This window comes from Paenarthrobacter sp. AMU7 (assembly GCF_041200195.1).
In the GTDB taxonomy this organism is placed as follows: Bacteria; Actinomycetota; Actinomycetes; order Actinomycetales; family Micrococcaceae; genus Arthrobacter.
This window is the reverse complement of sequence record NZ_CP165735.1, coordinates 4,004,333-4,017,200: the sequence shown is the minus strand read 5'-3', so window position 1 is coordinate 4,017,200 and position 12,868 is coordinate 4,004,333. Positions and strand designations below refer to the sequence as shown.

The 12,868-nt window shown below is 62.8% G+C and carries 8 protein-coding genes and 1 pseudogene; 6 read left to right on the top strand and 3 right to left on the bottom strand.

Annotated features, from left to right (window positions below; translation table 11 throughout):
* Positions 1–24: 24 nt before the first annotated feature.
* Entirely contained in the window at positions 25–3,543 is a 3,519-nt protein-coding gene (locus ABQM86_RS18470; RefSeq protein ID WP_369745231.1) for an Ig-like domain-containing protein, read from the bottom strand.
* 215 nt (positions 3,544–3,758) lie between these two features.
* Here ABQM86_RS18470 and ABQM86_RS18465 point away from each other — a divergent pair, with 215 nt between their 5' ends.
* Both ABQM86_RS18465 and ABQM86_RS18460 read left to right on the top strand, forming a co-directional pair.
* Entirely contained in the window at positions 3,759–4,421 is a 663-nt protein-coding gene (locus ABQM86_RS18465) for a GntR family transcriptional regulator (protein ID WP_369745230.1), read from the top strand.
* Positions 4,418–5,593, top strand: a complete 1,176-nt coding sequence (locus tag ABQM86_RS18460) for an MFS transporter (RefSeq protein ID WP_369745229.1) — start codon at positions 4,418–4,420, stop codon at positions 5,591–5,593. The genes ABQM86_RS18465 and ABQM86_RS18460 overlap by 4 nt, the downstream gene beginning before the upstream one ends.
* An 8-nt stretch (positions 5,594–5,601) precedes the next feature.
* Here the strand turns inward: ABQM86_RS18460 and ABQM86_RS18455 are convergent, their stop codons facing one another.
* A complete protein-coding gene (locus ABQM86_RS18455) occupies positions 5,602–9,054 on the bottom strand; it encodes an SNF2-related protein (protein WP_369745228.1) in 3,453 nt (1,150 codons plus the stop codon).
* A 165-nt stretch (positions 9,055–9,219) separates the two neighbouring features.
* Between ABQM86_RS18455 and ABQM86_RS18450 the strand changes: the two genes are divergently transcribed.
* Positions 9,220–10,068: a hypothetical protein gene (locus tag ABQM86_RS18450; protein WP_207595059.1), complete on the top strand. Its 849-nt coding sequence runs from the start codon at positions 9,220–9,222 to the stop codon at positions 10,066–10,068.
* Between the two features lie 86 nt (positions 10,069–10,154).
* Here ABQM86_RS18450 and ABQM86_RS18445 read toward each other — a convergent pair whose 3' ends face one another.
* The gene (locus ABQM86_RS18445) at positions 10,155–10,358 is read right to left on the bottom strand and encodes a hypothetical protein (RefSeq protein WP_280623873.1); all 204 of its coding nucleotides are present in this window, start codon (positions 10,356–10,358) and stop codon (positions 10,155–10,157) included.
* Positions 10,359–10,629: 271 nt separating this feature from the next.
* Between ABQM86_RS18445 and ABQM86_RS18440 the strand changes: the two genes are divergently transcribed.
* The 3 genes and pseudogenes from ABQM86_RS18440 to ABQM86_RS18430 all read left to right on the top strand — a co-directional run bounded on the left by ABQM86_RS18440 (position 10,630) and on the right by ABQM86_RS18430 (position 12,868).
* Entirely contained in the window at positions 10,630–11,514 is an 885-nt protein-coding gene (locus tag ABQM86_RS18440; RefSeq protein ID WP_369745227.1) for a hypothetical protein, read from the top strand.
* A gap of 192 nt (positions 11,515–11,706) precedes the next feature.
* A pseudogene (locus ABQM86_RS18435) lies at positions 11,707–12,203 on the top strand (sigma-70 family RNA polymerase sigma factor).
* Positions 12,200–12,868 carry an anti-sigma factor gene (locus ABQM86_RS18430; RefSeq protein ID WP_280623871.1) on the top strand — a complete coding sequence of 223 codons (669 nt, stop codon included), beginning with the start codon at positions 12,200–12,202 and terminating at the stop codon, positions 12,866–12,868. The pseudogene ABQM86_RS18435 and the gene ABQM86_RS18430 overlap by 4 nt, the downstream one beginning before the upstream one ends.

Sequence of the window (12,868 nt, the reverse complement as noted above, 5' to 3'; positions counted from 1 at the left end):
CCTCACTAGCTCAAAGTGCCAGGACTACTTTCCGGCCGCGAAGCTGCTCACGCACTGCCCCTGGTTCTTGAACACGGGGTGTGGGCTGGTGGTCCACCCACCGTCCTTGCACGCGTCCTTGCCGGTAGAAACAGTCACGCGATACTCCTTCGTGGTGCCGTCCGGCGCCGTCACGGTGATCTCCGCCGTCGGGTTCTCAACGGTGGAATGCTGAACTGTCACCTTTGCGTTGGTGTCCAGCGGGTAGCCGACGACGGCGGGAGTCGCCGACGTCGATAACACCCGGTAGTCGGTGGTCGCCGGGTCGAATCCGACGACGGACGCTTGGTTGACAAGGAGACGCCCGAGGTTTGCGAGTCCGGCGTCAGCCAAACGTGAACCCGCGATGGCTACTTCGGCGACCTTGGTGTACGACGCCGTGGTCACGAACGAAACCCTGATCCCACGGGTGGTGACGGGGTCGAAACGTACGGTGGTGGGGGTGGTGATGGACAGGCCGGTGATGGTTCCGGCCGAGGTGTCCTTCCATGTTCCGGAGGCGTCCTGGTACTGGACTTTAAGGCTCGCCGCAGCCTTTTCCGCAGACGTGACGGTCACGGAGGAAACGGTGTAGTCGCGGCTGAAGGTGTAGCTCAGGCTGTCACCGGCACGGCCGCCGCTCACCCAGTTGGACCATCGCGTGGAGGCGTTGGCATCGCAGGTGTTCTTCGCGATGTAGGAGCCCTCGGTGTAGCTTGCGGTGGCCGTGGTGGTGGGGTCGTCCTTGCAGATATTGGCTACTGGAACGCGGTCCACCACAATAATGGTCAGCGTGGCCGGGAGGCCGTTGGCGGTTCCGGGCACCGTGACGGTTCCCGGGTTTTGCAGAGCTGACTCTGCCACTGCGGACCAGTCCCACGTGACGGCCAGCGGGTTCCGGGCGGGACCATCGGCGATCTGTCCAGGAACGCTGGCCGGGGCCAAGGCCTGTATGGAAGCCACCGATGATCCGGTTCCAACGGTCACGGAAACAGGGTCCGTGGCGATGTAGGAGCCCACCGTGACCGTGAGAACGGCTTCGAAGGTTTGACCGTACGGGTCAACCCCTGAACCGTAGACCGTTACTTTGCCGGCCTTCTGCCACGAGGAAGGATCCACCGGTGCCCAGGTGACGGCCAACTGCTTGCCGGGGCCTGCCTCGTAAACGGGCGTGACCGTGGCTGGCAGGACCGGCGCCGTCCCTACGGGCGTGCTCAGCTCAACAGGGGAAACTCCCAAGAGCTTGAGGTCTGCAATGTCGGTGAAGGCCCACGCCTGGTGTGGGTTGGCCAGGGCTGTTGCTGTGGTTCCGGTTGAGGATGCCAAGGCCACGGACGTACCTGCCGCTGTCTGGTTGCCCGAAACCTGCAGGGCAATCGCGGCACCTGCGTTCACCAAGGACCACTGTTTGCCGTTCTCCGTGGTCACTATCCACTGTGCAGAAGGAGTGGCCTTGGCCTGTTCCAACGTCAGTGTAGACAGTGAAGCCGCACCGCTCTGGCTGCCGTTCAGCACTCCACCGTTGCCTGTGAGCACTCGGCCGTCCTTGTTTGTAAGAACCCAGCGACGATCGTTCGCAAACTCATCTTCCGTAGACACGGCGTTGAACGTCCACATCTGCGGAGCCACACCGGCAGCATCCGTGCCCATTTCTTCAATTGAGGCAGAACCATTGGAGCGGCCCGTCAGGTATTTGCCGCTCGCCTCACCACTGAGGTGATAGCTGTGGCCGTCCTGCACAGGCGCGGCATCGTCCGAAACTCCACTGACGCCGTCGACGACGAACGTCACCACGGATGCGGCGGGAACGTCAAGCGTCGCGGACTTGGAAACGGTGTCGACGGCGACTGGCGCGCCCTTGACGAGTGCATTCTTCTCAGTGTCATCCAGCGGCGACTTGGTGGTGACCACGGGCGTGACCTTGGCGCCGGGCGCGATGCTGCCGAAGCGGCTGAGATCAATGGTGACTTTTTCCGCCGTCGGGGTGTCATTGAAGTGGACCAGGGTGGCGCCGTTGCCGTCAGCGCGGAGGGCACTAGCAGTTTTGGCGTTGTCGTTCTGGATGAGGAAGTCGCCGGGCCGGATGTAGTGCGTGAAGTTCCTGGTGGTGTTGTATTTCTGGTTGGTCAGGACTTTGCACTTGGCCTGTTCCAGGGATGCGCCATCGTTGATGCGGCGGTTGGAGAAGCCTTCGCGGCCTTCGTAATTGCAGTCGAAGTCGATGTAGATGGAGCCCCAGCCCTTGTCTGCCTTTTCCTGCTTGTACGTGTCCTCCACAGGCTGCCAGAAGACCCACGCATTGGGGTCGAGCTCACGGAGATCGTTGACCATGCGGCCGGCGATGCCCAAGCCGTTGGTGATGTTGGAACGGTCCCATCCGCTGGTCGAGTCGCCGAGCGCAGGGTTGCCCGTCCAGAAGCCGCCCACTTCGCTCATCCACAGCGGCTTGTCGGTGGAACCGGCGAGGTCGCGGACCCGACGGCGGTCGTTGGTGCCGTAGGTGTGGACGTTGAGCTGCGCTACAGCGTCTTTGGCTTCCTGGCTGTAGCCGTTCCAGTTGGTCATGAACTTGCTGGGATCCGTCTCGTCCATCGCGGAGATGACGGCGTCCGTGGTGCCCTTTTTGAGCTCGGCGGCCAGCAGCTTGGTCACGCGGTCCTGGGCGGCGGGATAGATCAGCGCACCCTCCTGCTTTTGGGTGTACGTGGTGGGCGGCTTGCCGGTGGCGGCGTTGATGTCCGTGCCCCAGTAGCCCGAGTTCGGCTCGTTGAACGGATCGATGGTGTCCACTGCGATGCCGCTGCCCTTTTCGAGGAGCTCGACGGCGTTCCTCATGTAGGCCGCGAACTTGGCTTCCGCTTCGGGCAGGAGGTTTTCACCCTTGGCGGTGTTCACTTGGCCGGATACGTACCCGCTCTTGGTCATGAACCACGGCGGGGAATTGCTGAACGCCTCCCAGTGGGTGATCTGCTGGTCTGCGGCGAGGCGTTCCACCCACCACCGCTGGTTCTTGTCGGCGTCGGGGTTGTAGGACGCGGGGTCGTCCGGGTTCCAGGCGTTCAGGAACGCGAGCTTGTTGGCCTGCGTTTTGTCCACGGTTCCGTCCGGGTTGTAAAGGTTCGACGCCGGCTGGCCGGGTTGCGCTTCAGCCACCGGCTTCCACCATCCCTCCACAGCGCTGCCATCGTTGAGGTAGTTGGCTACGTCTGAAGCATTTCCGCCGCCCACGTTGTAGCGGGCGATGTTGAGGTTGAGTCCATCCTCCCCGAAAACCTTCTGGTACAGCTCCTCCCGCAGCTCGGGGGAGTAGCCCGCCGTCGCATTCGCGAACCACACCAGGCTGGTTCCCCACCCTTCGAATGCTTCGCCGCGGGTGGCGGGGTTCGGGGTGATGGTGACAGCTGTTGCGTCGTTGGCTTGTGCTTGTGGTGTGGTTGCGGGCAAAAGTGCCAGGCTCGCGGCTGCTGTAACGGCTGCCGCCAGGACTGCCACTGGCCGTCGGATTCTTCGCGCGGAAAACGCCATGGGTGGACCTCATCGTCGGGGTTTCATCGGGTGCTGCCCGGTTTCCGGGAAGGCCGGGCAAAGCCGAGACTATGAGGCTCTTGGGGGCGCAACAAGGCACTCGAACAGGCTCGTTCGTGGTCAGTCAGAAGTGGTCACAGGTGTAACAACTTTGCCCTGCGCTGACCCATGGTTGTATAGATGTATACAAGTACACTTCTCTTGAGGCGGCACGCATGGCAGAACAACCACGAAACACGGGGGCGCACCTTGTCTACGGCGAGTTGAAGCGCCGGATCCTTAGCCTCGAGCTGAAACCGGGTGAGCGTATCTACGAACCCGCCATGGCCACTGCCCTGCAAGTCAGCCGCACGCCCCTTCGGGAAGCCATCCGCCGGTTGGTTTCAGAGAGCTTGCTGGAGCAGCAGCCCACCGGGGGAGTGCTGGTTCCCGCGCTCGATGAGAAGGTCATTTCCGAGCTGTACGATGTTCGCGCAGCGTTGGAGTCCCTGATGGCACGGGAGGCCTGCGCCAAGGCCACCGCCGCGGACCTTGAAGAACTCCGCGGGATACTGGCACGCAATGCTGCCATGGTGGAGTTCGCCGACGAGGCCATGAAGTACGGGGTTGCCCTGCATGCTGCGATCGCCAGGATCGCCGGGAACTCCTGGGCCCAGCGGTTCCATGAGCAGATTGCCAGCCAGGTTGAGCGTTACCGATACTTCACCAACAATGCCCCCGAACGCCGCGATGAAGCACTCTCCAATCACAGGCTCTTGGTCGAAGCGATAGCTTCAAAGGATGCGGAGAAGGCAGCCAAGGTCGCCTTCGATCATGTCATCGGCGCAAGGGATGAGACCTTGCGGGTTATCTCCAGTTCCGGCCTCGTGGTCGAATGATCGGCGAACTTGGAAGGCGTTCGTCCACGGCCCTCCTGATCCACTCGACGCTCATCCAGGCCGTCACGTTCCTGGTCCGCCCGGCCACCACGTACCGCGCACTCGAATTGGATGTTCCCGGGTTCGCCCTTGGCCTTCTCGCCGCCAGCTACGCTGTGTTTCCCCTGTTGCTCGCCCTGCCCATCGGCGGACTGGTGGACCGCCTCGGTGAGCGTCGGCTCATGGCGATCGGGGCCGCCGTCGTACTGGGCTGTTCTGCTTTTCTGCTGTTCTGGGGAACGTCAGTTCCTGCGCTTGTAACCGGGACGGCACTTCTTGGTGCCGGTCAGCTGGCCTGTGTTGTGGGGCAGCAAGCGGTGGTCGCGAACAACGCGGCGTCGTCGCGCTTGGACTCTGCTTTCGGGTACCTGACCTTCGCCGCGTCTCTGGGCCAGGCCTTGGGACCGTTGGCCATTTCCGTGGTTGGCGGTGCTTCAGTTCGCCCGAACACACAGGCGATCTTCCTTCTCGCGACTGCCATGAGCTTGGTGATGTTCCTGACCACGTTCGTGATCTCTGCGAAGGTCAGTCGAGGCCGGCGCACGCCGAAGGGCACTGGCACCAAGGGCAATTCGTTGGCACTTCTCAGGACGCCCGGCGTGATCCGCGCGTTGGCAACCAGCGCCACCGTCCTGGCAGTAGTGGACCTGACAGTGGTCTACCTTCCGGCACTCGGCGCCGAACGCGGCCTCACGGCGGCCACCGTGGGCCTGATGCTGACCGTCCGGGCGGTGTTTTCCATGGTTTCCCGGCTGGGACTCGGCAGCGTGTCCCGAAAGCTTGGGCGTATGAAACTGCTGATCCTGAGCCTGGCCATCTCCACAGGGGCCCTGGCTGTGGCCGCCGTCCCGATGCCCGAGTGGCTGCTGTTTGTCGTCCTGGCGTTCCTCGGCCTCGGGCTGGGAATTGGCCAACCACTGACAATGTCCTGGCTCTCGGCCCAAGCGCCGGAAGGCCAACGCGGGCGGGCGCTGGCCTTGAGGCTTGCCGGAAACAGGGTGGGCCAAGTGGTCCTGCCCAGCGTCATCGGCGTGGTGGCGGTAGGCCTTGGGGCGGCGGGCGTGTTCCTGGCGTCCGCGGTAGCCGTCGGCGGAACAATGCTGTTACTGCGCGGTGTGCGGCTGGACGACTGACCGGGAGATCACTCCGCGAACAGCGCCGCCAGGTCGTCCGCCGTCAACGAGCCACCGGCCAAGGCGTCACCTTCCATCACATCTGCGAACAGCTGCGATTTCTTGGCCTTCAGCGCCATGACCTTCTCTTCGATGGTGTCCTTCGCGACCAGTCGGTAGACCATGACGTTCCGGGCCTGCCCAATACGGTGCGTGCGGTCAACCGCCTGGGCTTCGGACGCCGGGTTCCACCACGGATCCAGCAGGAACACGTAGTCGGCCTCGGTCAGGTTGAGCCCGAAGCCACCGGCCTTCAGCGAGATCAGGAACACCGGGGCGGCACCGTTCTTGAACTCGCTGACCACGTCGCCGCGGTTCCGGGTGCTGCCGTCGAGGTAGCAGTACTCCACGCCCTCTTCGTCCAGGCGCTCGCGGACCTTCCCCAGGAACCCGGTGAACTGGCTGAAGATCAGCGTCCGGTGGCCCTCGGAAATGACGTCCTCCAGCTGCTCGAACAACACATCCAGCTTGGAGGACCGAACCCCGGACAATGACGAATCCACCAACGACGCATCCAAACTCAGCTGCCGCAGCAACGTCAACGACTGGAAGATGGTGAAGCGGTTCTTGTTCACGTCATCAATCAGACCCAGGATCTTCTGTCGCTCACGCTGCAGGTGCGTCTGGTAAACCTTCTGGTGCCGCGGGTTCAGCACGACCTCCAGGATCTGCTCCTGCTTGGGTGGCAGATCCTTGATGACCTGCTCTTTGGTGCGGCGCATCATCAGCGGACGCACACGACGCCGGAGCTTGCCCAGCTGCGCCGAGTCGCCGTTCTTTTCCACCGGCTTTTGATAGTTCTCGGCGAACCGTTTGGGGCTCGGGAACAGGCCCGGCGCAACAATCGACGTCAGCGCCCAGAACTCCATCAGGTTGTTCTCCAGCGGCGTGCCGGTGATGGCCAACTTGAACCTGGCCGGCAGCTTCCGGGCGCACTGGTACGCCTTGGACTGGTGGTTCTTCACGAACTGCGCCTCGTCCAGCATCAGTCCGGCCCACTGGAACGATGCATAGGCGTCGTAATCAATGCGGAAGAGGGCATAAGAGGTAATAACGACGTCGGCACCCGCCAACGCTTCGACAGGGGACAGGCCGCTCTTGGCGAAAGTTTCACCGACGGTGCGCACCACGAGCCCGGGAGCGAACCGCTGCGCTTCCAGGGCCCAGTTGCTCACGACACTCGTAGGGGCAACCACCAGGAAGGGAGCTCGCGGAGTCACCTCAGCAGAGTCACCCTGGGCGGCCGCAGCAGTCTCCGCAGCCAAGTCCTTCGCCGCGCAGATCAGCGCAATGGCCTGCACGGTCTTACCCAGGCCCATGTCGTCCGCAAGCACACCCCCGAGGCTGTGCTTGTACAGGAAGCTGAGCCAGTTGAACCCTTCGAGCTGATACGGACGCAGCTCAGCGTTAAGGCCGGCCGGCAGCGGCAGCCCGGTCACGCCGTCGTCGAGCAATCCGCCCACAGCCTCACGCCACGCGGCGGCTTGGTCGTCCACAATTCCAAGCTGGGCGAGCTCGTCCCAGAGCCCGGCCTGGAAGCGGCTGATCTGCAGCGTGCCGTCCTTGTTGTCCGGGTTGTCCTGCAGGGACCGGGCTTCGTCGATCAGCGCGCGCAGCTGGTGCAACTCGGGCAGGTCCAGCGAGAAGTAGGCTCCGCTGGGCAGCAGCATGCGGCTCATCCCGGCCGCGAGGGCCGAGAACACTGCGGCAAAGGAGACGGGTTCGCCCTCAAGCGTGATCACGATGCCGAGGTCGAACCAGTCGCCGCTGGCCGTTTCCTTGGTGGAGATGGACACCACGGGAGCTTCGGCAGCTTCACGGTAATCCGCGATGTCACCGGACGTTTCCACTACGACGTCGGGCAGTTCCCGCAGCGCCGGAAGTACCTCTTCGGTGAACGCCAGGGTGTCCAGGCCACCCAATTCAACGCTTGCTGCGAGACGCGGAGCGCCCCAGCCACCGGTGGCGGACTCGGCCAACGCCGAAACCACATCCCACGGCCGGCCAAGCGACTCAAGGATGCGGGCTTCTTCGGGGTCGTCCCTGTAGCCACGGTCCTCTGGATGCCGCCATAAGGGTTGGGCGGTGACCAGGGTGCCGGACTTGTAATGCCACTCCCAGTGCAACCGGACCTTGTGATCGTTTCCGTAATTGGCCAGCAGGGACAGTGTGGGGACAGCCAGGGTGGGCAGCTCCACCGATTCGTCCGCGGCCTGCACCGGCGTGGATTGTCGCAATTTGGGGTAGAACGAGGTCAGGAACCGGCTCTCATCCTCGGCCGGAATCTGAAGCGTTTGGCCGTCCATGACGAATTCAAGGAGCTCGTCCGTGATGCCGCCCTCGATCGGGGCAAGGGTGATCAGGTTCTTTTGCTGCGACACTCCGGGCAGGACGTCCCCGGAATGCGTGAAGAAGATTCCGTTGGCCGGCTTGCCCAAGAAGCCCACCGAGGCAGCGTCAACCGGCTCCCCGGCCACGGTGACTGACGGCGCTAGTTGCAGGCCGCCGTCGTGCGCTTCTGTTGTGGCGTCCGGGGCTGCGTCCAATCGCGCCAAACTCAGTCCGACGACCGCGGGTTGCGCCTCCACGCGGACGGGCTCGCTCCCGGCGGAGTGGATGAGGGGGATGCCGGCTTTGGTGGCGTCGGCGAGGAGGGTCCAGAGGTTCTTGGCAGCGAAGTCGTTCAGGCTCAGCCACATGGCCCCCGACGGTTGCTGTCGGCCATTACTTGAACCGTGGGCGGCGAGGAATGTCTGAAGCCATTCGACGTGGACCTCGTTGAATTCCCGCCGGAAGCTGACATAGCTGAGGTTGTTCCAGGAGACGTCGCCGCGGATCCATTTGCCCTTGGCGCCCATCATGACGGGACGCGCCTTGAGCTGGCGGACGCTGCGCATGGGGTCCCGGCGGCCTGTGTAGGAGAAGTGCGCGGCCGGCTCTTCCACCTCGAACTGGAGCGCGAGTTGGATGCCTGCCGCGCTCGGAGCAGTGCCTGGCTTCGTGATCAGCCTGTTGAGCGCTTGTTCCCACGCCGGACGGGCAGTGCCGCCCTGCTGGCCCGAGCCGACCCTGGAGGTTTGAATTCCAGGAGCCTGGGAAAGGAGCTGCGCCCGGATGGTGGGGTGGTCCTCCGCAGTGAAGAGCAGCGCGGCAACGTGCTTGCAGTCCTTGCGGACCGGGCAACTGCAGATTCCTACCGTGCAGCTCCAGCCGCTGGGCTTCCGAACCAGTTTTGCCGACGTCGAATAAGGCTGCGGACCGGCCCCGCGGACCTTGCCCATCAGAAGGCCCGTGGCTGCGTCGAAAGTAATCCCGCTGACGCGGCTGCCCATGGCATAGGCCAGTCCGGCCGCCAGGGAGCGGTCGTTAATGGCAGGAGTCTGTATGGCCAGTTCCCAGGTTTCGTCTGTGTGGGACGGCATGCGTCGGGCTACTTTCGGCAGGAGGTTATCTGCTCAATCTTAGTCAGCAGAAAACGGCTCCCAAACTTCGCCCTCCGTTAACCTCTTCCTCGATTGCCGCGCCGCTCCCACGCGTACGTTGAAAGTGTCCGGAGCACCATCAGCTTTCAGCAGTGAGGATTTCCCATGACTACCAACGAGTACCCCGTCGTCCTGAACAAGACCAGCTTCGAAGCCGGCAATGCGGATGTAGTGGATTCCAACGTCAACGTCGTGAACCAGATGTACCAGGAGCTCCTCAACAGCGACGAAATCGCACCCGCTGCGCTCAACAGCTTCTTTGTGGACTTTTACCTGACCCAGGCACTCTCCGGCGGCTTCGCCCAGTACGTCTTCACCGCACCGGAACGTGAGGAAGTGGATGCTTACGTCCGCGCGGGCCTCGAAGGCATGGGCGCCACCCGCCACCTGGACCTCTTCAACCGCACGGCGGCCACGTTCGATGCACTCACCGAGGACGAAGCAGAGGCTTACCTCGACGGCGAACTGGACGAGTCCGAAACGCCGCCGGCTTCCGTTGTGACCTTGGACGAGCTCGACGGCGAGTTCGAAGCCCTGCTTGAGGAAGAGGACATCATCGATCTCAACGCGGCTTACCTCCGCGACCAGTCCGAACTGCTGGTCCTGACCGACGAAGAAATCGAAGCTCACATCGCCGAGCGTGTCGCACAGATTCCGGACCTCGCCGAGCGCCAGGCCGAAGCTGACGAAGAAGCCCTCGCCAACGCCCCGGAGTTCGAGGTCATCATCCGCGAACTCTGCGATGTGGCCGGTTACGCCCTGGAAAAGATCACCATGGGCGATCCCAACTACGAGCACGACGGCGTCAAGACCCTCGCCTGGCACTTCTCCACCGACCACGGCGACTACCTCATGATCGAGGACGACGACGAGGCCTTCATGATCCACCCGGAGACCAAGGAAATCATCGCTGCCGTGGAGTTCGAAGAGTCCGAGGAATTCGCCGACGCGTAAGTCCTTTTCCGCCGAGGTCGCTGGAACGCTGTGGGTTCGCCGGTTAGCTCCGGCGACCTCGCAGTGCTTCCGGCGAATTCGGTGCTCTAGCTTGCTCTCGCCTGCCGGAACTTGAGGAAGCCCCACACGATGGATGCCTGCCAGCAGGCCAACAGGCCCACCCAGATCCAGTCCAGGCCACGCTCAGTGGAATTGATGATCATGGCTACGAGCCCCAAAGTCCACGCGAGTTCCTGCACCCCCAGGAACGTCAAGGTCGGCGTCTTTTTGCTGCTGATGTCCTGTGTCATTTTCTCTCCCCAGTGAGTAGCCTGCAGTCTAGCGGACCCATGCATCGGCCTGGCTTGGGGTTCGGGCCCCCGAATCCGCCCCAAAGCTGCGGCGGCGTGTGCAAAACTCCGGCGAATTCACAGCATTCCCCGGTTCCCGGCAATGCACTGTCCACATAGCCGGATGTGCCCGTTCCGGCCCGTGGTCCATGGCGGCCAAGCTGAACCGGTGAACACACAGTCAACGCACAAAAACAGCACAGCGGCACCAGCACTCCCTTTGCATGGGTACATGTGGAGGACCGATGAGTTGCTCCGGTTGGGTTTTAACAGTCGGCGGGTCAAAGCTCTGGTGGACTCCGGTGAACTGCTCCGCATAAGGTACGGGTGCTACATCAGGGCCAGTAAGTGGCAGTCACTTAGCCTCGGCGGGCAGGCCAGGGAACGGATCATGGCCCATGCCCACGGAACACTGACCACGTCGACGGGCGGTTTCATTTACAGCCATTTGTCTGCGGCACGGCTCCACGGCCTGTTCGTATGGGGCGTGGACGACAAGGTTCATGTCCTGCACTGTGCCAGGCCATCCTCGGACCGATGGGGCAAGGATGTTCGGGGACACTCGGAAAGCTTCACTGAGGATGATGTTGAGCCGGTTCAGGGTTTGCGTGCGACTACGCTGGACCGCACCATATTCGACTGCGCCAGAATGCTGAGCTATCCGAAAGCGCTGGTGATCATGGACCACGGATTACGCGTAGGCGCCGACATCAACGCACTTGAAGACCTGGCAGCAGCCTCTTCCGGAAAACGGGGTGTCCGCACGCTCCGCAAGGCCCTGGCCAACGCGGATCCGCGGTCCGAGTCTGCTGGCGAGACACTGACCCGTGAGCTGATGCAGAGGTTGCGGATCAAGCCTCCGCAGCCACAATTCGAGGTGCAGTCCCGTATGGGTTTTCATCGCATGGACTTCGCTTGGGAAGAGGAAAAACTGGCGCTGGAGTTCGATGGTCGAACCAAATATTTCGACTTCAGTCCGACAGACGAGGTCATCTTTCAAGAACGACGGCGGGAAAAGGCACTCGTCGAGGAGGGCTGGCGGTTTCTCCGGATCGAATGGAAGGACCTTTTTCAGGAGCGTGCCTTCAAGGAGCGCGTCCTTCGTGCGCTCGGGTGATGCGGCCGGCTCGCGAGTTCGCGGGAACCCTGCCTGTTCGCACGCAACCTTTCGGCGAGATCGCAGGCTTCCCGCGATCTCGGTGCAACACCCCAGTAGCTGGAGGAAGAATGGTTCACGAGGCTGAACCATTTACCTGTGCGCGTCGTCGTATAGGCGAAGGGGCGGAGGACAACAGTGAGGGAGGTGGCTATGCCGTTGGACGAAGACGTGGTGGCGGCGATCTACCGCGATCACGGCACGGCTCTGAAGCGTTTCGTGCTGAGCTGCACCTCCGACGCCCACCAAGCAGACGACGTCGTGCAGGAAACCATCCTCAAGGTGTGGCAACATGCCCCCCAGATCACAGGAAGCCTGCGCAGCTACCTCTTCCGGACGGCCCGCAACGTCATTATCGACAACTACCGAAGGCACAGCGTCGCCCTGCTGAAGCCGGTGAACAGGACCTCCCGGACCACGCGGCCACCGAACGCGTGGACGAGCTCCTGAACAGGGTGCTCATGGAGGAAGCGTTGCTCCGGCTCAGCCACGAACACCGGCAGGTATTGGTGGCCCTCCACTACCAAAGGTTCACCGTCAGCGAGGCAGCATTGCAGCTGAACATTCCGGCGGGAACCGTGAAGTCCAGGGCTTTCTACGCTGTGAAAGCCCTCCGAACAATCCTTGATGAAATGGGGGTGGAACGATGAACGGCAACTCCGTCCACCAGTTATTGGGCGCCTACCTTTTGGGTGGGCTGGAGCCCGACGAAGCCCGTACGTTTGAGGACCACCTCGCCACCTGCGTTGAGTGTCGTCATGAGCTGGAAGAGCTTGTAAGCCTGCCGGCATTGCTCGACGCCGTTCCCCGGGCTGATGCTGTCGCGCTCACGGTCGCTGGCGGTACGGACACGCTCTCACCGTTGGAACCCGAGGCGCTTCCTGAAAAAGTCCTGGTGGACTTGTCGGTCCGCAGGCGGACATCACGACGGCGGTGGGCGGCTTTGGTGGGTGCGGTTGCCGCTGCTTGCCTGGCTGTTGGCTTCCTCGCCGGGCCCCTGCTGAACCAGCCTCCGAAACCGGACGCAAGCTACTCGGTGCAGTCGGACAACGGTTTGCAATTGACAGTGGGCATGGTGAAGAAGAACTGGGGCACTGAGCTCGCTGTGGAAGGGCGCTCGATGCCACTGGAAGGCACCCTGTATCTGTGGGTAAAGGGCCGGGACGGCGCCGAAGAACGCACCTGCGGATGGACGGCCACTCAGAGCGGCCGGATCAAGATCACCGGGGCCACTCCGGTGCAGTTGGCTGGCATCGCTGGAGTTGAGCTTCGCGACGAAGCCGAGAAAACGGTGGCCTCGATTTCGGTGCCGTAA